This window comes from Liquorilactobacillus sp. (genome assembly GCF_047719775.1).
GTDB lineage: Bacteria > Bacillota > Bacilli > Lactobacillales > Lactobacillaceae > Liquorilactobacillus.
This window is the reverse complement of record NZ_JBDNTS010000007.1, coordinates 24,895-44,536: the sequence shown is the minus strand read 5'-3', so window position 1 is coordinate 44,536 and position 19,642 is coordinate 24,895. Positions and strand designations below refer to the sequence as shown.

The following is a 19,642-nucleotide window of genomic DNA, read 5'->3' as shown; positions in this document are numbered from 1 at the left end:
GAAAGTTATTTCTAACCTAACTTTTGGAGGACGGTATTCATTTCACAACAATAAGTCTCTTTTGCTAGCTATCTCTTTATATCTTTATTCTTCGAATAAAGATTCAACAATTGTAAATGTTTTCTTATTAAAATCAATCTTTGCCATACATCCATAAGGTATTAAAGTTCTAGGATATGCGTGCCCAAAATTAACGTTCATTAGTACAGGTAAGTTATGTTTTTCTGCCACCATCTGCAATTTTTCTTGATACTCTTCGTAGTACACATTATTTTGTGGTTTACCTGAAATTATAGCTTTAATCACACCAAATATTCCGCTTTGTTCCAAATTATTAAGCATTACTTCATATTCGCTCGGAGTAGGTCTCTCCTCACTAGTTTCAATAAAGAGAATTTTATCTTTCCATTGTTTTATTTCAGGAAATATTCCATATTTAAAACAAACTTCACTCTCATCAGGATACCTTGAGCTTGTCAAAATGTCATTTAGACTGTCTATACATCCACCAAGCAACTGCCCAGTTACTATGCCTTTACCATTTAAAGTCTCATATCCCAGACTTTCTGCATGACTAACCCGTGCAGTTCCAATAGCTTCAGGTGAAAAGTCAGTTCGCTCTTCATACCATATATCACTTGAAATAATTTTCAGACCAGTAGTATTCTTAAAATAGTTACTGATAGTATTCGCTGTGTATGGCAACAAATCATTATCCAGTTCTGCTAGATCATTTAAGAAGTTAGGTCCATAAAAGGTTTGCAATCCTAGCTTATAAAACATCAGATGATTAATTGTTGTATCAGAAAAACCAGAAAATAATTTTGGATGATCATGAACTGCCACAATAAATTCTTGATCATCAAGTAAATAGGGTAACAATCTATATGTATCATCCCCACCTATCACACAGAATATTCCTTGAATATCATCACGCAAAAAAGCTTCCTTTAAATCCGCAGCACGTTCCTCTGGATGATTTTGTAAGTATGACATTCCTCGTAGTGCATTAGTCATGTAGACCGGCTCCACACCATAGTCACGAAGCCTTTTTTCTCCTAAGCTTCTTTGATGTTTTGCAAAATCTTCACCTAAAACACCACTAGATAGACTCACAATTGCAACCTTATTTCCAATTTTTAATGTCGGTGGTTTCATTAAGATCCTCCTTTTTTAGATTTATTCTTCAGTTAGGTGAACCAATTCCTAGTTATCTTGTGCAAATCCATGTGGATACCGTTTATTAAGTGTCTCAATATTGTCCTTAGCGATTTCATCAAAAGGAATATCTGCCCAGGCAGCAATTTGTGACAAATACCATAGAACATCCCCCATCTCATGCATCATTTCCTCACGATTGAGTTCTTTCCCTTTAAATGTGTAATTCTTGATGAGATCTACTACCTGACCGCTCTCTCCAGCAAGTCCAAGTGCGCAATTTGTGAGTACCTGCTCATTGCCATACAGTGTTCTCGTAGCCGCTTCTTGATATTCATTAAATTCCATCTAATTCCAATCTCCCTTAACCATTTATTTTTTCTTCTATCCAATTCCAAACAATCTCATCACCAATTTTTTCAGTAGCAGAAAAGAGTATTAACTTGTCTTCCTCATTCAATCTTATCTTCTTTTTGATATCTTTTTCAACTTTATTCCATTTACTTCTTGGTACTTTGTCAATCTTTGTAGCCACCAATAAAACTGGCAGGTTATAATATTGCAGAAATTCGACCATTTGCACGTCTAATTCCGTTGGCTCATGACGCCCATCAATCAGAGAAATGACTCCTCTCAATGGTTCACGTTGCACCAAGTACGTTTCAATCATTCTGCCCCATTTTTCACGCTCAGTTTTAGAAACCTTTGCATACCCATACCCAGGAACATCAACTAGATAAAGCAATGATTCTACATCATAGAAATTCAATGTCTGTGTTTTACCAGGCTGACTTGATGTCCGTGCATAGCTCTTTCTATTAATTAAGCGATTAATTAAAGAAGATTTACCAACATTAGATCTGCCCACCAATGCAACTTCAGGGTATCCTTCCTCGGGATACTGTTCTGGCTTAACAGCACTTATTTTGAGATTTACATTATGAACTTTCATCTACTTACGATCCTTCCTATACTGTTAAATTCTACCATATCTTGTCTTCCTGACTCTAACAATAAAACATATTTTTGCAAAAAAAAACATCCCCGCTCATTTAGCTTGGGATGCATCATTCATCAAAAAAGAAATAAGGGCCATGGTCCCTCACCTCAATTATTAATCAACTTTTACAACTTCCTTATCACCGTAAAACCCACAACCTGGGCATACATGATGAGATTTCCTTAATTCACCACAGTTAGGGCATGCACTCATACCTGGAACTTGCAACTTGTAGTGTGTACGACGTAATCTCTTACGAGTCTTTGATGTTTTACGTGCTGGTACTGCCATCTTAACGCCACCTCCTTCGAATTAATAAAATTAATCAACAAAAAGAATTGTACTTTTAATTCAACAATTTTGCAACTACTAAAATTCCGTTTTTTCTATCAAAAAAAGTCCTTTAGCTTTGCTAATCTTGGATCAACAGTATTCTTATCTTTTCGTATTTGATCATTGCGACTATCGTCAGAAACTTCCCAATCTTTACCTTGAGGTAAGCTCGCACTAGCTTCTTCATCAGTTGTCAGAACTCTTGTTGGAATTTGTAATAATATATTATCCTCGACCGCTTGATCAAGATTGAAAATATCATTTTCCAAAATAATCACGACATCATTAGCATCAAATCTAGATAAATCATGTGTCCTGTAGCTCACATAATATTCACTCACTTCAAAATCAAGCGGAACTTCAACCAACTTGAGAGACCTAGTAGAAGGCAGTGTCACCTTGACGCTTACCTTGAACGAACCAAGGAGACCTAAACTATCTACTACGAAAAAGCCGCTTACATGTGCCGGAGAAATAGCAGTGATCTCGCTATTTCGTTTACCAATCGAATCAGTTAAGTTAACGACCTCATCAAACTGAAAAGGTGTTGAACCGATCTGTCCTAGCTCATTCAAAGACCACTTCATTCAATACTTCCTCCTAATGCAACAAACTTGATTATACCTGTCAAAAAATACATTGTCAATGTTTTTTCCTTGACAGCATTAACTATCGTTGAAATGGACTTTGACCAAAATCCTGGCGCTGACCGCTAATCTGACTATATACTAATCCTGCTCGATAGTCCAAACTCAGCAAATTCGCGGCTATCTCTTGCGAGACCCTAGAAACAACTGGAAATGTCATCTTCTTCTTTATCATATTTAAATGCTTCTGACCCAGGTTATCAAATCCTAATATTCTAATGTAAGGATTCTGTTCGACTTGCTCAACTTCTTCTTTCTTTGCTTGTAGTAAAATCATCGTCGCCAGCCTTGTTAGGTGCGTATACGTAAAGCGCTTTGACTTAACTTCACTTACCCAATCCGCAAAAGTCACCGTTGGTCCCATTCTCTCTAGCTTATCCCTAAGTCGAAATTCAAGTCCTTCCGTTATTCCATATATTTCGCTTAAATCTTCTATCTTGCTTGTCAAAACTTGATATTTAAGGAGTGGCCAAAAGTCTACCCAGCTTAGCTTTTTTGATTGCCGAAGATCTGCACCCGTCAAGTCAGGTACAAAGTCAATAACTAATTCTTTATTAGTCAATACTGCACTTCTGATTGCTGAAGCGCTGGCAATCTGTGAAGCAACCGGCAGCTGTCGATCATGATGCTCTGCTGACTTTCTTTGAATTGGTATCAATTCTAAAAAAGAACCTAATTTTAGATTTGCTTTTGCATATGCTAACCCTAAAAGATTATTTGGCTCAGAGACATCTACTCCGGTTTTTTGCGTAATAGCTCTCTGATACGCCTTTGCATAAGACTCATTATAAATCGAAAAATCTCCGTGCACCCTCTTGGTCAATTGTGCCATTTCGGCAAAGTCATAGTCTGCATTTTCAACACCAAAAACTAATTTTTGTACACCTAATTCTTTAAGAATTCTGAGTGCTCCAAATGCAAAAAAATCTGCTGGCTGAACACAGAAAGCTACAGGTAATTCAACAACCAGATTAATACCACTTAGGATTGCTTCTTTTGCCCTTGTCCACTTATCAAGAATGGCAGGCTCCCCGCGCTCCAAAAAATTGCCGCTCATTACAACAACTATGACAGCATTCGGAAATCTTTTTTTCACTTCATTAATTTGATATAGATGTCCATTGTGTAATGGATTATACTCGGTAACTATCCCCACAATATCCATACACATACCTCCCTATGACTTATGACAAACAAAGAAAAAACGAGTTGTTTTATCATCAATTTCCCGATTTCCGTAATCCGCAGTCGCTTCAATTCTCTTAAATCCAGCTTTAGCAAGAAGCTCTAAATATACATCTAACTCGTAAGTTCGTTCATAATGAGTTTCTTCATACCGCTGATAACTCAACTTTTTTTTATCTGCAACAAAAAAAGTCAAATCATGGATAACACTATGTGGGACTTCACCCGCAAAACTTTCCCACAAAAAAGCTTGCTCCTGCGTCGTATAATTATACATATACCCCGGATAAATAACATCCGTCTGATATGGAGAAAGTACATCAAAGATAAATATTCCATCTTTATTTAGGTGACCCGCAACTTCTCGAAAGGTCTGTAATAGTTCTTCATTATCAGCAAGATAACATAGTGAATCTAGTCCACAAGTTACAACATCAAAATTCTCTAACTCATTCAAATCAGTCATATTCACCTGCAAAAGTTCCAATTCAACCCGAGCTTTCCGAGCGCGAGCTTCCGCAAGTGCCAGCATTTCTTCTGATAAATCTGCTCCGGTCACCTGATAACCGCTCTTGGCAAGCAGTACTGCCAATCTACCAGCACCACATGCCAAATCCAGTAATTTTTTTTTTTGCTTACTTGTAACTGTATCAACCAATTTCAACCAGTTATCGTAGATTTGCGGATCCATCAACTCGTCATAGACTTGCGCAAATGCCGAGTAAATCATTATTCTGTAATCCAATCATTAACTTCAACCATTGGCGCATCGGCCCAAAGCTTTTCAAGATTATAAAAGCCTCTTGTCTCTGATTTGAATACATGAACAACTACATCTCTTAAATCAATCAAAATCCAGTTACCACTGCTTTTTCCTTCAACTTGTTTGATGTCAATCCCATTTTTCTCAACTTCTTCTTCGATACCGTCAACAATTGCCTTAACTTGGCGCTCAGAATCTGCTTGCATTATCACAAAGTAATCAGCTAAATAGCTTATTTTACTGACATCCAGTGCAACAATATCTTCGGCACGCTTGCTGTCAGCTGCTTCAACAACAACTTTTAATATTTCTTTACTATCCATTAAATTCTCCTTTATTTAACTACCCATTTATTATAAGTCAAAATTGCATCAGGGTACACCTCGCCGTTAGTCGAAATCAGATATTCCAATGTATGTTTAGTCTCAAATGCAACAGCATCATTCAAATTATTATAAGCTAACGTTCGTGCAAGACTGACATCTGGGAATATCCTGCCATCCTCAACATAATCGGCAACGTAAATAATTTTATCAAGGGTAGTCATGTCCTCAGCGCCGATAGTATGTTTCCTTACTGCATTCAAAATTTCTTCATCTACAATATGCAATTCATCTTTTATAATTTCAGCACCAACAACTCCGTGCCAAATAAAATTATTCCAATTCAACAGGTCCGTGTCAAGTTTCTTCTTCATTATAACTTGCTTAAACTCTGCAGCACTGCGTTCCTTGGCATAGTCATGTACCAAAGCTGCAATACTTGCCTTTTCAATCTCAAATTTATTCAGCTCAGCAAGCTTAATTGCCGCTTGCTCAACACCTAGTATGTGCTGATAACGCTTATCACTGACACTCTTTCTAACTTGCACTAATAGTTCATCCCTTGTGCCTGGAAAATATTTATGGCTATCTTCTTGCTTATTCAAGATAAAGACCTTCTTCCTTAATATAATGCACTACATCTTCAGGGACCAAATATTTGATTGAACAATTATGCTGAATATTCCAGCGAATCTGTGTTGAACTGATTTCAATCAATGGTATGTCGACCCACATTACCGGATAATCGCTCTTTCTTGGGAAATTAGCTCTCGCAACTCCTACAAAGTGAACCAATTTTACCAATTCAGCAATACGGTGCCATTTCGGAAGGTAGGCCACCATATCTCCACCAATAATAAAATAGTACTCATAATCAGGATGTTTCTTCTTTAATTCAACTATAGTATCAAAAGTATAGCTTACTCCGCCACGCTCCAATTCAGCAGTTTCTAAACTAAAAAGTGGGTTCCCTGCAATACTTAATTCGACCATCTTTCTTCTTTCAGCAGCCGCTATGGCATCCTTATGATCAACATGTGGTGGTAAAGCATCCGGCATGAATAACATCTCATCCAAATCAAGTTGACTCGTAACTTGCTCAGCAATTATTAGATGACCTGTATGTGGTGGATTGAAGGTCCCTCCTAATATACCTACTCGTTTCTTCTTCTGACTCTCATTTGACTCGACTGCAGGATTAGCCTGAATAACTGATTTCACGAGTGTATTCACATTCATCTATTGACACTCCCTATACCCTATACTAAAGACCTTGTAATTCAACCGAAATTTCACGCTTTTCTATCTTGGATGATTGGCGATACAAAACAAGTACATGCCCGATGACTTGAACAACAACAATGTCAGTATTCTCTGTTAAGTAATCAGATACATCACTTGCTTCAAAATCAGAGCCTTGCAACACATTGACCTTTACTAACTCACGCTTATCCAAAGCATATCTAATTTGTTCAACCCACTTATCAGAGATTCCCTCTTTACCAACTTGAAAAATGGGTTTCATGTTATGTGCCTTGGCTTTTAAAAATTTCTTCTGTTTTCCATTCAATAAATTCATTTATTTCTCCTTAAATCATCGCACGTCTAATAGTTACAGTTACGCCCTTTGGTGCCCATCCAGCAACTACAGCCTTTGCCGGAATAGTAATCCACCCTAGACCAGAGAAGACCAAGTCACTCTTTTGGACGGTCTTAAATTCAAATCTCACCAACTCTGGCAATTTTGTCAATGTTTCTTCAGACGGCGGTTGCAGTAATTCCCCAACATGTTTCTCATAAAACATATCTGCATTTTCTAATTTTGTTCGGTGCAACATCAAATTATTATCTGTATAAACAATAATTCCATCCTTTTCACCAGAAATATAATCAAAACGCGCTAAACCACCAAGAAAAAGTGTTTGGCCCGCATTTAATTGGTATACTCTAGGCTTTATCTCTTTTTGCGGCGAGGCAATATTAAGCTCTTTACCACTAAGAAAATGTGCCATTTGATCTTGATGAATAATTCCTGGAGTATCAATCAAAAGATGTTCGTCATCTAATGGAATCTCTATTTTATCAAGGGTTGTTCCTGGAAAGCGCGATGTAGTAATCAACTCGCTTATTCCCGTTTGCTGCTTGATAATCTGATTAATCAAAGTTGACTTGCCAACATTGGTTACCCCTACAACATACACGTCACGTCCCTCACGATACTTTTCAATTAAAGACAGTAGTGTTGCTATTCCGTGATTCTTTCCTGCACTCACTAACGCAACATCCACTGGTCTCAGCCCAACTAAATTAGCACTTTGCCTAATCCAGTCTTTCAATTTTGTACGCTTGAGTGATTTAGGTAATAAATCCTCTTTATTTCCAACCATCAAAATTGGATTTTTGCCTACATAACGCTGAATACCCGGAATAATTGATCCACTAAAATCAAAAATATCAATCACATTTACAATCAATGCATCAGTGTCTCCAATTTGCGTCAGAATTTTCAAGAAATCATCGTCCGTCAAACTAACATCTGATACTTCATTATAATGGCGCAATCTAAAACATCTCTTACAATATAATTCCTTAGTTTCGACTTGTTTCTTCAAAGCGGAAGCAGGTACATAGCCCAGCTCGTCAGGATTATCACTTTGAATTAATGAGCCACATCCAATACAATATAGTGCCTCAGTTTCATCAGTCATTCAATGAATGCCCCCAAACTTTTTTTATAATATTTTCCTTTTGTAATCTTTTTTTTATTATTTTTTCTATAAAACGATTCAGTTTCGTATTCCACGCGTCTGTCTCAATAATTGGTTTGACCCAGATACTCTTTATTTTGGCTGCATTTGCTGCTGCAATATCTGTTAACAATTGGTCACCAACTAAAACTATCTGTCTATCTTCTAAAGCAAATTTTTTCTTAGCTTCATTGATTCCCTTAGTCAAGGGTTTCATTGCACGTGCAATGAAAGGCAGCCCTAATGGCTCAACGGCTTTTTCAACACGCTTTTGATTGTTATTTGAAACAACAATCACTGGAATCTTTTCAATCCTCATGACCTCAAGCCACTCTCTCAACTCCGGAGTGCCATCTGGATTATTCCATGCAATTAGTGTATTGTCTAGGTCAGTTAAAATTACTTTGATACCCATCTCTCTAATTTCAGCTGGCGTTATCTCATATATTGAGTTAATCATCCAAGTTGGTTTGAAACGAGTCAGCATTTGGTTCACTCCTATATTAATCCTTTTGTCTGTTAATTATATTCTATTGTCCCTACTTAAAGCAAAAAAATTACGTTTATTAATAAATTTCCCAATATAAATAAAATAAAGGGGCTGGGTCAAAAGTTAGATTTTGACCTGGTCCCTTCATGAATAACATATAAACATGCACCATAAGCCAAAATTTACCGTCTACTTCGAGTTACTCATAGCAAAATGCTATGTTCATAATTACGAGTTAGTACTTTAATTTTCGACCTATGCCATACTCGCTTGCACATCTGCAAACATATTTTACTAATGCTTATTTTGCTAATGCTTGTTTTGCTTCTTCAACAAGTGCTGTAAATGCTGTATTATCAGTAATTGCAAGGTCAGCTAACATTTTACGGTTAACTTCAATTTCAGCAAGTTTCAACCCATGCATTAATTTGCTATAGCTAATCCCATTCATACGAGCTGCTGCATTGATACGAGCAATCCATAATTTACGGAAATTAGTCTTCGTCTTACGACGATCACGGAAGGCATATATATATGACTTCATAACCTGTTGCTTAGCTACCTTAAACTGGATATGCTTTGAACCGCGGTACCCTTTTGCTAATTTAATCATTCTTTTACGACGTTGACGCGTAACTGTTCCACCTTTAACACGTGGCATGATAATTCCTCCCTTATATATTCGAGGTGCTTATCTTTAGCACACCTTCGAAACGGTCTTTTCTTCAAGACCTCATCATCAATTTTATTTTAATTAATTCATTTGTGAAAGCATCTGCTTGATACGTTTCATATCTGAGCTAGATACCATTGAGGCTTTGCGTAATTGACGACGTTGTTTCTTTGTCTTTCCATGGAAACGGTGACTTGTAAAAGCGTTTGAGCGCTTCAATCCGCCATCTCCTGTACGCTTAAAACGTTTTGCTGATGCACGATGTGTTTTTTGTTTTGGCATAATACTTTCTTCCTCCTATATTAAAACCTATTTTTCGGCTTTAGGTGCCAGCATCATAAACATGCTGCGTCCGTCCATTTTTGCTCTCGATTCAACAGTTGCAACTTCTTCAACCGCTTTTGCAAATCGATTCAAAACATCATAACCGATTTCTTTATGAGTAATTGCGCGTCCCTTGAAACGGATTGATACTTTTACCTTATCTCCTTTACCAAGGAATTTAAGCGCATTATTCAATTTTGTATTAAAGTCATTAGTATCAATCGTTGGACTCAAACGAACTTCTTTAACATTGATAATTTTCTGATTCTTCCTTGCCTCACGTTGTTTCTTTTGCAGCTCAAACCGATATTTACCATAATCCATGATTCTGGCAACAGGTGGTTTCGCCTTTGGAGCAACTAAAACGAGATCGAGACTAGATTGTTCAGCTAGCGTTAGTGCCTCTTGTTTGGTTTTAACCCCAAGTTGGGAACCATCACTGGCAATTAAGCGCAATTCACTTGCACGTATGCCTTCATTTACCATCTTATCTACTGCTATGATGCTTCACCTCCGTTTAATATCAGAGAAAAACGCAGAAAAAACCGGATAGCTTATACAAAGCTACCCGGACTAATCTTCACTTCATCAATTCGAAATAAATATCATCTGCCCGTGAACAATCAGTTCGCTAGGCGAGAAGCGGGTTGCTTCTGCTTTTTCTCAACTCTCTTACTATACATTACTAGCAAATCAAAGTCAAGAATTATTTTGTACGACTATAGCTCGCAATATCTGCTAGAATTTCATTAACAAATTCATCCTTTGTTACATTAACCGTCTTTTTTTCACCATAGCGACGGACTGCAACTTGTTTGGCTGCAACTTCTTGGTCACCAACAACCAGGATATAAGGAATCTTTGTCACTTGAGCTTGACGAACCTTATAACCCATTTTTTCATTTCGATCGTCAATCGAGACACGCACATTGGCAGCCGTCAAACGCGCACGCAATTCCTCACAGTATGACAAATGTAAATCATTCTTAACAGGAATAATTGTAACTTGTTTTGGAGACAACCATGTTGGGAATGCCCCTTTATACATTTCTGTCAAGTAAGCTGTAAAGCGTTCCATTGTCGAAACAATTCCACGATGAATCATAACTGGGCGATGTTCTTCGCCATCTGCGCCAATATAATGCAAATCAAACTTCTCAGGTAATAAGAAATCTAATTGAATGGTAGACAAAGTCTCTTCGCCGCCTAAAGCAGTCTTCGTTTGAACATCAAGCTTAGGACCATAAAAGGCAGCTTCACCTTCTGCTTCAAAGTATTCCAATCCCAAATCATCCATAGCAGACTTAAGCATTTTTTGTGATTTTTCCCACATTTCATCATCATCAAAGTACTTATGTGTGTTTTTAGGATCGCGATAACTTAAGCGGAAACGATAGTCGCTAATATCAAAATCTGCATAAACGGAAACCATTAACTGTAAAGTATTTTTAAATTCGGCCTCAATCTGGTCAGGCGTAACAAATGTGTGCCCATCATTCAATGTCATTTCACGAACACGTGATAATCCTGTAAGTGCACCAGACTTCTCATAACGATGCATCATCCCTAACTCAGCAATTCTGAGTGGAAGATCTCGATATGAACGAATATGATGATTATAGATTTGGATATGCGATGGACAGTTCATTGGTCGTAATTCCAATAATTCACCATCCCCCATATCCATTGGGGGAAACATATCTTCACGATAATGGTCCCAATGTCCTGACTGTTTATACAAGTCTAAGTTAGCAAGAATCGGAGTGTATACATGTTCATAGCCACGAGATACTTCTTTATCAATAATGTAGCGTTCAATTGTTCGACGAATTGTGGCACCATTAGGCATCCAGTATGGCAATCCCGCTCCAGCCTTAGGATCAACAAAGAACAAATCCAAATCATTTCCAATCACGCGATGATCGCGTTCACGTGCTTCTTGTCTTCTCTGCAGTTCTTCATCCAATTCTTTTTGTTTATAAAAAGCCGTTCCATAAATGCGTTGAAGCATTGGATTGCTTGAGGCACCCTTCCAGTACGCACCAGCAACCGAAAGCAATTTAAAAATTTTAATTGAACTAACTTTTTCCAAATATGCACCTGCAGAAACATCTACAAAGCTACCTAATTTGTGTAAAATAACTTTGCCAGAAACAACAGCTTCTTTGACAAGCTCCATTCGATAGGCGTCACCGTCCACTAAAGCTAATGCTTCTTTTTCAGTAACTGCCAAGCGTTCAACCTTTGCACCTGATTTCACAATTTCTTGCATTTTCTGTGTAATTTTATCAAACTCAGTCTCAGCAATTTGACCAGCTGCATTATCCGTGTCAAGGAAGAAACCATGCTCGCTGATGCTACATTCTCCAAACTTCATCTCTGGATATAAATCTACCATTGAGGCACCCAATAACAATGAAACAGTCTGCCATAAGACCTTCAATCCATCTTCAGAGTCTTTTGTGACAATTTCAATTTCTCCATCAGTATCTAATGGCGCATTGTAGTCAATCAAATTGCCATTATAACGTCCAGCAACTGCTTTTTTTGCAAGACTCGTACTAATTGATTGAGCAACCGTTGCAACCGTTGCTCCATCTTCAAATTCTTTAACAGCTCCATCAGGAAACTTAACTTTAACCATAATTCCATCTCTCCTTTAAAATAATAAACAAAATAAAAATCCCTGGTATACTTAAAAAAAGTACACCAGGGACGCAATTAGCGTGGTTCCACCCAAATTTAGATATTAAAAATCTCTCACATCGTTTTTAACAGGTTCGACCCGTTCCAACCAATATTGGAATAAATTCATCATGGAGGTGGTAAGTCATCACACTAGGCAGCTTGCAGTTAATGCCACTTATCCCTGATCTAGATAACCTTTTGTCCTCTGAGATATTACTTAACAATTATTAAACCACTATTACAGAAATCATTCAAGCATTAAATTATAATTTATGAATGGCGTCTATTTCTGCCAATCATTGTATACTCTTTACTCAAAAAAATAATTCGTTCCATTATTCTGCGTGCTTTTAACGGTTCGGCCTCTCCACGATTATTGACTGTTAAATATTGTTCCAATAAATCTTGCAGCGAAAGATTGGAGCTAAAGAAAGTTGGGAGTTCCTCTTGCATACGATATTGCAAAATAATCCCTAGAACATCATCTCTTAACCAGCTTGATAATTGATCAGCTCCAATATCGTCTAACATTAAGAGAGGAGCCTTCTTTATACTATCGATTTTTTCAATAACATTATTTGAACCAATTGCGCCTTTAATCTCAACTGCAAAAGATGGAAAATGAAGCATTGTTGAACGAAACCCCTCTTCTGCAAGCCCATTGGCAATCGCCCCCAAAAGATAAGTTTTCCCAACCCCAAAGCTTCCTTGCAGATACATTCCTTGAATAAACTTTTGTGGATTAGCGGTATACGCATCAATAAAATCCGCCGCCGCTTGTGCAATTTCTTCGCGTCCAGTTATGTCAAAATCTGCCAGCTGAGCATTTTTGATTGCTTTAGGCATGTTTAATGCCCTGACTCGCGCTCTGATTTCGGCCTGCTTTTGACTTTTTATTAATTCAGCACTTGGAACATATGCAACATCTATCAGATGATTACTCAAAACCAATTCTGGTTGATATCCAGGTGCGGGCGTGACTTCTCCATTTTCAATCTGTCTTTTTATACTTACAAACTCATAGACTTTACTGGCACTGCGCGCTAATTCGGCCTGAGACAATTGATTTTCAGTCACAAAAGCTTTAACCTCGTCGTCGGCAAAGGCATCATCAATTAACTCTTTGTAGTTTTTCACCCAGTTTCTATTGCGAAGTTGCTGTGCCATTTCCTCGCCAATGTCCTTCATCTTACCACCACCTTTTGCTAGTCGATTTTCTTCTTAAACCTACTCAGCCTTTTTTTCAATTGCGCCTGCTCTTCTTGACTCAAGGTTGACTTACCTTCTGAAACAAGTTCATTTTTCGCCCAGTCTGGCAGCTTTTCTTTTTGTACAACTCTTTTGTTTCCTGAATATCTTTGCGTTTGTGCATACTTGGAACTTTCTTTTTTAGGTGCATTGAAAGTTCGCACCTGAAGCATCGCCTCTTCTGGTGTACTGATCTTTTTTTGACTCCAATCAGCAATAACCGCCTCAAAAAAGGCCCGATTTAGGGTAGCCATCCCCCGATCAACTATCATGTAATGAATTAAAATATTTATTATTTCAGCTTGAAAAAAGTTTTTTTGGACAACCCATTCGATAATGTTTCTCTCCGAACCGGTTACAAACGAGCCCTTCTCACGCTTCAATTCTTGCAAGAACTCTGCAGGAGCGTACGCCCTACTTGCAGCCAAAAGCTCTTGATCTTCACTTTTCAGTATCTTCTGCTTTTTATTTACTGCTTTCTTAGCTGTAATATCCGGATTAATATCTAACATAGCCTTTGAGTCTTGCTTTGCAAATTTCTCATGGACCAACTTCCAAAATAGAGTAAAGTCCACTTGACTTGTTGCAACATTTGCAGCTTCCTCAAGTAAACTCAACAACGCTAACTCATCAAACCCATACACCGCATTTGCAGCGGTTAGGCGCTGATAATTATCAAAAACTTGTCTGCTGTCAATGAATGAATGCCCAATAAGCTGTTTTAGGAATTCTTCGTCTAAGTTAGAATTTTGTATTGCATTAACCTTGGACAGCAATGGGTGCTCAGTCGCCACCAAGTTCTTGCCTTCACTCAAGGTCTCTGGCTGTACTGTATAGACTTCTAGAAAGTGTTTAGTAGTTTCAACTGCCTCTTTCGTTTCAATTGGTGCGAAGAAAAAGTAAGCTCGAAGCTCCTTAAAAATTCTTTCTCCGACCGTTTCCAGCAACAAACTCCGCAGTAAATCATCCGCAAAAAAATTTGCAGGCTCTTGCGGTTCCTGAAGCTCATAAATCACCAATCTACCAAGTTCATCATTTTGCTCAAATGTTCTAAGTAATCCGATTGCTTCCAGCTTACATCTGGCTTCATAGAAAGTCTGCAAACCAATATCAAGTAAATCAAATAATTCACTGTGCATTTTTCGATTTGAGAGTTGTAAATCAGACTGCACCATTGTTCGCAAAAGGGCATACAGGCTGAAGCTCGCTGTTCCAACCAATGGTTGATAAAGTTTTAAAACTACTTCCAGTTGACTTTCATACAGCTTATGCCCTGTACATACTACGAATCCATCTTTAGGTGTGAAGTTTCTCTCCTCAGCAACCATCTGCACTCACCTTCTTACTCACTCTTTTCATCGTCATTACTTGAAAGATTTTTCTTATCCCGTGCCATCATTTCTTGTAGTTCCTTTAAGAATACACGCATATCCTTAAATTGCCTATAGACACTTGCAAAACGAATGTAAGATATTTCATCGACATCTGCCAACATTCCCATCACATATTCTCCAATCAACTGACTAGAAACTTCACTTTCACCAAGCGAACGCACCTTATTTTCAACTTCATCAACAATTTTCGTAATCTGATCCATTCCAACTGGTCTTTTTTCAGCAGCTCTAATAATTCCGCGCAAAATCTTCTCGCGATTAAATTCATCGCGTGTCCCATCCTTTTTGATTACTAACAGCGGAGTAACTTCAATTCTTTCAAACGTTGTGAATCTAAAGCCACAAGCCTCACACTCACGGCGTCTTCTAATTACATGACCATCATCTGCAGGACGACTATCAACCACTCGTGAACCATTATGATGGCACTTGGGACATCTCATATCTTTCACCTCATTATTTTATACCTTTAATATACAGTGTTAATTACACTAATTCCATTGTCTCTAGCCATTTTAGCACTTGCTTAAGTGTTTCTTCAACTTGTTTAGAGTTATCAATTAAAACATCAGCTAGTATGCAGCGTTCTTCATTTGACATTTGACTCAAAATCCGTTGCTGTGCTTGTTGCTCGGTATAACCGTCTCTTGCCACCAAGCGCTCTACTTGTAGTTTTTCTGGAACCCAAACACACATGACACTATCACAATATTTTTGATAATTGCCTTCAAAAAGTAATGGAATATCTAATACCAGTAACCTACAATCCGCTACTCTTGCTGCAACAATCAAATCTTCAATTCGCTTATGAATTAATGGACCTGTTATATCGGTCAATTGTTTTAACTTATTTTTGTCATTGAATACAAGTGAGCCCAACTTCTTACGATTCAACTCACCCGTACTCGTTAAGTAATCTTCACCGAAAATATTCACAATTTGGCTTAATCCAACGCTCTCTTTTTGAACAACTTCGCGTGCAACCCGGTCACCATCGATAATCTTTGCACCTTTTTTTCTTAAAAAGAGACTGACTGTTGATTTACCGGCTGCAATTCCTCCAGTAAGCCCAAGAATATATGTCACTCATTTCACCTTCTGACAATTTGGACAATAATGGGTTCCTCTTTGAGCAACAACTATTTTTTCAATTGAGTTTCCACACCTGCGACAAGGTTCACCCGTCCTGCCATATGCATTCAGGTCAAATTGAAATGTCCCTGAATTTTCAAACGCATTTGTATAACTCCTAATTGTTGTCCCGCCAGCTTTCACAGCCTTTGCTAACTCAGCAATAATTGCATCATGCAAAATAATAATTTCATTTTTCTCCAGGTGCTTAGCAATTGTCTGTGGGTTTATTTTACTCATCCACAGAACTTCATCGACATAAATATTTCCTAAACCTACAACCAAACTCTGATCAAGTAATGCAGGCTTGATCATCTTATTTTTCTTTTTCAATTTGTTTGTAAAATCTTCTATGCTAAAATCAGTTTTTGTCGGTTCTGGGCCTAATTTCTTTAGACTTTTTAAGTCATTGATATTATCTGTCTTGACTAATTCCATTCTGCCAAATTTACGCACATCATTATATCTAAGCTGTTTCCCATCCGTAAATTCAAAAATAATATGCGTGTGTTTCTCAATTTCATCACCAGTTTGACGAACAAAATACTTTCCTTCCATCCGTAAGTGAGAGACCAGCGAAATCCCATCATCAAAGTTAAAAATCAAATACTTTCCCCGGCGTCCAATCTCTTTAATCGTCAATCCCTCAAGTGTTTCAATAAAAATATTGGTATCTCCATTTATAATCTTGGGGTAAAGGACTGTCACTTTGCGAATCTTTTTGTTCAATACTAATTGGCGTAGCCCTTGACGTACAGTTTCCACTTCAGGCAATTCAGGCATTTTTTATCTCCTTCTCAAAACTTTATTTTGCATCGAACCATGTTTTTCCATGTGCACTTTCAACTTTTAGTGGTACTTCCAAGGAAACCGCCTGATCCATTACTTTTGGTACCAATTTTTCCAGTCTTGTAATTTCTTTACTCGGTACTTCAAAAATTAATTCGTCATGCACTTGTAAAAGCATCTTTGCCTCAAGTTGTTCTCTGCTAAGCATTTTTTGCATATTTATCATAGCGACTTTGATGATATCTGCCGCACTCCCCTGAATTGGCGTATTCATAGCCGTTCTTTCCGCAAATGAACGTAAATTAAAGTTTTTGCTCTTAATCTCTGGTAAGTATCTACGGCGCTTGAATAACGTCTCAACATACCCTTGTTCATGAGCTTTTGCCACAATCTCGTTCATGTATTGTTTTACTCCGGGGAATATCTCAAAATAGCGTGCTATAAAATCCTTTGCTTGTTTACGTGTAATTCCAATATTTTGTGCCAATCCATAATCACTTATCCCGTATACAATTCCAAAGTTAACTGCTTTCGCTTGTCTGCGCATGTTACTTGTAACTTCAGAAGCTGAATCTAATCCGAATATCTGCATTGCAGTATTTGCATGAATATCTGCGCCTTTATTAAAAGCGGCCTGCATGTTTTTATCATGAGAAATATGTGCTAGCACACGCAATTCAATTTGCGAATAATCTGATGAAAAGATTTCCCATTCAGTCTTTTCAGGGACAAACGCCTTTCTGATTTGGCGCCCTTCTTCTAATCTCACAGGGATATTTTGTAGATTAGGATCAACAGATGATAATCTTCCGGTTGCTGTAAGTGTCTGGGTATATCTCGTATGGACTTTACCATCAGTTTCTGATACAACTTTTAACAGGCCTTCAACATAAGTTGACTGGATTTTTGCAACTTGACGATACTTCAAAATATTATCAATAATTGGTGCCATTCCTCTTAGTTCTTCCAGCACTCCGACTGCAGTTGAATATCCAGTTTTAGTTTTCTTAATCACAGGCAGCTTCAGTTTCTCAAATAAGATAACACCTAATTGTTTAGGAGAATTAATGTTAAAATCTTCGCCAGCTTCCGTGTGGATTGACTGCTCCAATTCTGCCAATCTTTCCTTTAGTTTACTGCTCATCTCTTCAAGCTTATCTTTATCTAATCTGATTCCAGCAACTTCCATTTCTCCCAAAACTAAAGAAAGTGGGCGCTCAATTTCAAAATAAAGTTTTTCTTGCTTATTTTTATACAACTTCTCCATTAGATTCTCTTTTAGCTGCTCAATTGCTTGAACTTTACCTGCCAAATGTTCAAAAAATACAGTATCTTCTTTTGGAATTTGATACTTTGCACCTTTGCCGTATACTTCCTCATCGCTTGCAACAGCGAAATAATCGTGCTGCTGTGCCAATTTACCAAAATCATTATTATTATCGCTTGAGTCCAATAAATATGATACAAGCAGCATATCAAAGTCAACAGTGGCAAGAGTGATGCCTAATCTTTTAAGTCCAACAAAAGTCCGCTTACCATCAAATAAATCAATTTTAACAGCTTCTTTTTCAAGTAATTCTTTGAGCTCTCTTTTCTTCAAAAGTTCCACATCACGGCTAACATATATCTTTGCTCCATTTTTAAGAGCAAAACCAGCAAATGGTGCCTGATGATAATTCTCACCACTCATCTCTAAATAAAACGACACAGCAGCTTTTTTTTCAAATACTAACTGCTTGATATTTTGTGTGCTCAATTCCTGATACTCTAATTCTGGAATCTTATTCTGTTTTGTTTGCGAATTACTAGTGTTACCAGGTAAACTCATTTTTGCAAGGAAACTCTTGAAATCCATTTCTTCATAAAATAATCTTAACTCATCTTCTATCGGCCCTGACCACTTCGCTTCATCAACCGTAACTTCAATGGGTGCATTTCTTAAGATTTTTGCTAAATCTTTGCACAAAAAAGCCAGTTCACGATCCTCAACCAAGTGTTCTTTCATTTTAGAGGCCTTGATATTATCTAGATTCTCATAGATTCCTTCAATTGTTTCAAATTGCTGCAACAATTTAACCGCCGTTTTCTCACCAACTTTTGTTACTCCGGGATAGTTATCCGAGTTATCACCAACTAATCCCTTCATATCAATAATTTGTGCGGACTTAATTCCATACTTTTCAAATACATGTGCTGGAGTATATTCTTCAACTTCACTAACACCTTTTTGTGTAACTGCTACCGTTGTCTTGTCAGTTGTAAGCTGAGTCAAATCTCGATCCCCAGTTACAATTGTGACCATAAAGTCTTGTGCCTCGGCCTCATTCGCCAAAGTTCCAATAATATCATCTGCTTCAAAATTTGCCAACTCATAACTTTTAATACCATAAGCAGTCAATAATTTTTTAATATACGGAAACTGTTCAGAAAGTTCACTTGGTGTTTTAGAACGTCCTCCCTTGTATTCAGTAAATTTTTCAGTCCTGAATGTTTTTTTCCCCGCATCAAAAGCAACTAAAACATGACTCGGTTGAACCTTTTCAATAATCTTGTCCAACATTGTCTTGAAGCCATAAATAGCAGTAGTATGTAGCCCGTTATGATTCACAAATCTTTCAAGCGATTGATGGAGTGCAAAAAAAGCACGAAATGCCACACTATTACCATCGATGAGCAATAATTTCTTTTGTTTATTCATTCAATTAGCTCCTTTGAGATATTATCCTCTCTTATTTTAACAAACTATCGT

At 37.5% G+C, this 19,642-nt stretch carries 23 protein-coding genes and 1 other annotated feature; all 23 genes read right to left on the bottom strand.

Annotated features, from left to right (window positions below; genetic code table 11):
- Window positions 1-84: 84 nt before the first annotated feature.
- The 23 genes from ABF682_RS05310 to polA all read right to left on the bottom strand — a co-directional run bounded on the left by ABF682_RS05310 (window position 85) and on the right by polA (window position 19,591).
- Complete coding sequence (locus tag ABF682_RS05310; protein ID WP_415619197.1) at window positions 85-1,158, bottom strand: S66 family peptidase; 1,074 nt, start codon at window positions 1,156-1,158, stop codon at window positions 85-87.
- Between the two features lie 48 nt (window positions 1,159-1,206).
- Window positions 1,207-1,506 carry a nucleoside triphosphate pyrophosphohydrolase family protein gene (locus tag ABF682_RS05305; protein WP_289977606.1) on the bottom strand — a complete coding sequence of 100 codons (300 nt, stop codon included), beginning with the start codon at window positions 1,504-1,506 and terminating at the stop codon, window positions 1,207-1,209.
- A gap of 16 nt (window positions 1,507-1,522) precedes the next feature.
- Window positions 1,523-2,110: a ribosome biogenesis GTP-binding protein YihA/YsxC gene (gene yihA, locus ABF682_RS05300; protein WP_289977608.1), complete on the bottom strand. Its 588-nt coding sequence runs from the start codon at window positions 2,108-2,110 to the stop codon at window positions 1,523-1,525.
- Between the two features lie 162 nt (window positions 2,111-2,272).
- Window positions 2,273-2,449, bottom strand: a complete 177-nt coding sequence (gene rpmF, locus ABF682_RS05295; RefSeq protein ID WP_415619196.1) for a 50S ribosomal protein L32 — start codon at window positions 2,447-2,449, stop codon at window positions 2,273-2,275.
- A 98-nt stretch (window positions 2,450-2,547) separates the two neighbouring features.
- Window positions 2,548-3,078 (bottom strand): YceD family protein, encoded by a 531-nt coding sequence (locus ABF682_RS05290; protein ID WP_289977611.1) that lies wholly within the window; start codon window positions 3,076-3,078, stop codon window positions 2,548-2,550.
- Window positions 3,079-3,160: 82 nt separating this feature from the next.
- Window positions 3,161-4,303 (bottom strand): nucleotidyltransferase, encoded by a 1,143-nt coding sequence (locus tag ABF682_RS05285; protein ID WP_415619195.1) that lies wholly within the window; start codon window positions 4,301-4,303, stop codon window positions 3,161-3,163.
- A 12-nt stretch (window positions 4,304-4,315) separates the two neighbouring features.
- Window positions 4,316-5,053: a class I SAM-dependent DNA methyltransferase gene (locus ABF682_RS05280; RefSeq protein ID WP_289977613.1), complete on the bottom strand. Its 738-nt coding sequence runs from the start codon at window positions 5,051-5,053 to the stop codon at window positions 4,316-4,318.
- Window positions 5,053-5,409, bottom strand: a complete 357-nt coding sequence (gene rsfS, locus ABF682_RS05275) for a ribosome silencing factor (protein WP_289977615.1) — start codon at window positions 5,407-5,409, stop codon at window positions 5,053-5,055. The genes ABF682_RS05280 and rsfS overlap by 1 nt, the downstream gene beginning before the upstream one ends.
- An 11-nt stretch (window positions 5,410-5,420) precedes the next feature.
- Complete coding sequence (gene yqeK, locus ABF682_RS05270) at window positions 5,421-6,014, bottom strand: bis(5'-nucleosyl)-tetraphosphatase (symmetrical) YqeK (protein ID WP_289977617.1); 594 nt, start codon at window positions 6,012-6,014, stop codon at window positions 5,421-5,423.
- A complete protein-coding gene (locus ABF682_RS05265) occupies window positions 6,007-6,648 on the bottom strand; it encodes a nicotinate-nucleotide adenylyltransferase (RefSeq protein ID WP_289977618.1) in 642 nt (213 codons plus the stop codon). The genes yqeK and ABF682_RS05265 overlap by 8 nt, the downstream gene beginning before the upstream one ends.
- 25 nt (window positions 6,649-6,673) lie before the next feature.
- Window positions 6,674-6,988, bottom strand: a complete 315-nt coding sequence (gene yhbY / locus ABF682_RS05260) for a ribosome assembly RNA-binding protein YhbY (protein WP_289977620.1) — start codon at window positions 6,986-6,988, stop codon at window positions 6,674-6,676.
- Between the two features lie 10 nt (window positions 6,989-6,998).
- Entirely contained in the window at window positions 6,999-8,117 is a 1,119-nt protein-coding gene (gene yqeH, locus ABF682_RS05255) for a ribosome biogenesis GTPase YqeH (protein ID WP_415619194.1), read from the bottom strand.
- Window positions 8,110-8,643 carry a YqeG family HAD IIIA-type phosphatase gene (locus ABF682_RS05250; protein WP_415619193.1) on the bottom strand — a complete coding sequence of 178 codons (534 nt, stop codon included), beginning with the start codon at window positions 8,641-8,643 and terminating at the stop codon, window positions 8,110-8,112. The genes yqeH and ABF682_RS05250 overlap by 8 nt, the downstream gene beginning before the upstream one ends.
- 304 nt (window positions 8,644-8,947) lie before the next feature.
- On the bottom strand, window positions 8,948-9,307 hold the full coding sequence (rplT, locus tag ABF682_RS05245) for a 50S ribosomal protein L20 (protein WP_289977628.1): 360 nt from the start codon (window positions 9,305-9,307) through the stop codon (window positions 8,948-8,950).
- Between the two features lie 93 nt (window positions 9,308-9,400).
- Window positions 9,401-9,601, bottom strand: coding sequence for a 50S ribosomal protein L35 (rpmI, locus tag ABF682_RS05240; RefSeq protein WP_003690491.1), 201 nt, complete (start codon window positions 9,599-9,601; stop codon window positions 9,401-9,403).
- 27 nt (window positions 9,602-9,628) lie between these two features.
- Window positions 9,629-10,129, bottom strand: coding sequence for a translation initiation factor IF-3 (infC, locus tag ABF682_RS05235; RefSeq protein WP_289977632.1), 501 nt, complete (start codon window positions 10,127-10,129; stop codon window positions 9,629-9,631).
- Between the two features lie 45 nt (window positions 10,130-10,174).
- Window positions 10,175-10,308 (bottom strand) — a sequence feature (ribosomal protein L20 leader region).
- A gap of 41 nt (window positions 10,309-10,349) precedes the next feature.
- Window positions 10,350-12,287: a threonine--tRNA ligase gene (thrS, locus tag ABF682_RS05230; protein ID WP_415619192.1), complete on the bottom strand. Its 1,938-nt coding sequence runs from the start codon at window positions 12,285-12,287 to the stop codon at window positions 10,350-10,352.
- A 314-nt stretch (window positions 12,288-12,601) separates the two neighbouring features.
- Window positions 12,602-13,519, bottom strand: coding sequence for a primosomal protein DnaI (dnaI, locus tag ABF682_RS05225; RefSeq protein ID WP_289977634.1), 918 nt, complete (start codon window positions 13,517-13,519; stop codon window positions 12,602-12,604).
- Between the two features lie 17 nt (window positions 13,520-13,536).
- Complete coding sequence (locus ABF682_RS05220; RefSeq protein WP_415619191.1) at window positions 13,537-14,907, bottom strand: DnaD domain protein; 1,371 nt, start codon at window positions 14,905-14,907, stop codon at window positions 13,537-13,539.
- Window positions 14,908-14,921: 14 nt separating this feature from the next.
- Complete coding sequence (gene nrdR / locus ABF682_RS05215) at window positions 14,922-15,416, bottom strand: transcriptional regulator NrdR (RefSeq protein ID WP_289977637.1); 495 nt, start codon at window positions 15,414-15,416, stop codon at window positions 14,922-14,924.
- Between the two features lie 43 nt (window positions 15,417-15,459).
- Entirely contained in the window at window positions 15,460-16,059 is a 600-nt protein-coding gene (gene coaE / locus ABF682_RS05210; protein WP_415619190.1) for a dephospho-CoA kinase, read from the bottom strand.
- Window positions 16,060-16,887, bottom strand: a complete 828-nt coding sequence (gene mutM, locus ABF682_RS05205; protein WP_289977640.1) for a DNA-formamidopyrimidine glycosylase — start codon at window positions 16,885-16,887, stop codon at window positions 16,060-16,062. It abuts the gene before it with no gap.
- A gap of 22 nt (window positions 16,888-16,909) precedes the next feature.
- Entirely contained in the window at window positions 16,910-19,591 is a 2,682-nt protein-coding gene (polA, locus tag ABF682_RS05200; protein WP_415619189.1) for a DNA polymerase I, read from the bottom strand.
- Between the last annotated feature and the right edge of the window lie 51 nt (window positions 19,592-19,642).

Bases quoted from the DNA above. Each gene is read 5' to 3' on its own strand.
- ABF682_RS05310 (WP_415619197.1), bottom strand. From the start codon at position 1,158: ATGAAACCACCGACATTAAAAATTGGAAATAAGGTTGCAATTGTGAGT.
- ABF682_RS05305 (WP_289977606.1), bottom strand. From the start codon at position 1,506: ATGGAATTTAATGAATATCAAGAAGCGGCTACGAGAACACTGTATGGC.
- yihA (WP_289977608.1), bottom strand. From the start codon at position 2,110: ATGAAAGTTCATAATGTAAATCTCAAAATAAGTGCTGTTAAGCCAGAA.
- rpmF (WP_415619196.1), bottom strand. From the start codon at position 2,449: ATGGCAGTACCAGCACGTAAAACATCAAAGACTCGTAAGAGATTACGT.
- ABF682_RS05290 (WP_289977611.1), bottom strand. From the start codon at position 3,078: ATGAAGTGGTCTTTGAATGAGCTAGGACAGATCGGTTCAACACCTTTT.
- ABF682_RS05285 (WP_415619195.1), bottom strand. From the start codon at position 4,303: ATGGATATTGTGGGGATAGTTACCGAGTATAATCCATTACACAATGGA.
- ABF682_RS05280 (WP_289977613.1), bottom strand. From the start codon at position 5,053: ATGATTTACTCGGCATTTGCGCAAGTCTATGACGAGTTGATGGATCCG.
- rsfS (WP_289977615.1), bottom strand. From the start codon at position 5,409: ATGGATAGTAAAGAAATATTAAAAGTTGTTGTTGAAGCAGCTGACAGC.
- ABF682_RS05265 (WP_289977618.1), bottom strand. From the start codon at position 6,648: ATGAATGTGAATACACTCGTGAAATCAGTTATTCAGGCTAATCCTGCA.
- yhbY (WP_289977620.1), bottom strand. From the start codon at position 6,988: ATGAATTTATTGAATGGAAAACAGAAGAAATTTTTAAAAGCCAAGGCA.
- yqeH (WP_415619194.1), bottom strand. From the start codon at position 8,117: ATGACTGATGAAACTGAGGCACTATATTGTATTGGATGTGGCTCATTA.
- ABF682_RS05250 (WP_415619193.1), bottom strand. From the start codon at position 8,643: ATGCTGACTCGTTTCAAACCAACTTGGATGATTAACTCAATATATGAG.
- rplT (WP_289977628.1), bottom strand. From the start codon at position 9,307: ATGCCACGTGTTAAAGGTGGAACAGTTACGCGTCAACGTCGTAAAAGA.
- rpmI (WP_003690491.1), bottom strand. From the start codon at position 9,601: ATGCCAAAACAAAAAACACATCGTGCATCAGCAAAACGTTTTAAGCGT.
- infC (WP_289977632.1), bottom strand. From the start codon at position 10,129: ATGGTAAATGAAGGCATACGTGCAAGTGAATTGCGCTTAATTGCCAGT.
- thrS (WP_415619192.1), bottom strand. From the start codon at position 12,287: ATGGTTAAAGTTAAGTTTCCTGATGGAGCTGTTAAAGAATTTGAAGAT.
- dnaI (WP_289977634.1), bottom strand. From the start codon at position 13,519: ATGAAGGACATTGGCGAGGAAATGGCACAGCAACTTCGCAATAGAAAC.
- ABF682_RS05220 (WP_415619191.1), bottom strand. From the start codon at position 14,907: ATGGTTGCTGAGGAGAGAAACTTCACACCTAAAGATGGATTCGTAGTA.
- nrdR (WP_289977637.1), bottom strand. From the start codon at position 15,416: ATGAGATGTCCCAAGTGCCATCATAATGGTTCACGAGTGGTTGATAGT.
- mutM (WP_289977640.1), bottom strand. From the start codon at position 16,887: ATGCCTGAATTGCCTGAAGTGGAAACTGTACGTCAAGGGCTACGCCAA.
- polA (WP_415619189.1), bottom strand. From the start codon at position 19,591: ATGAATAAACAAAAGAAATTATTGCTCATCGATGGTAATAGTGTGGCA.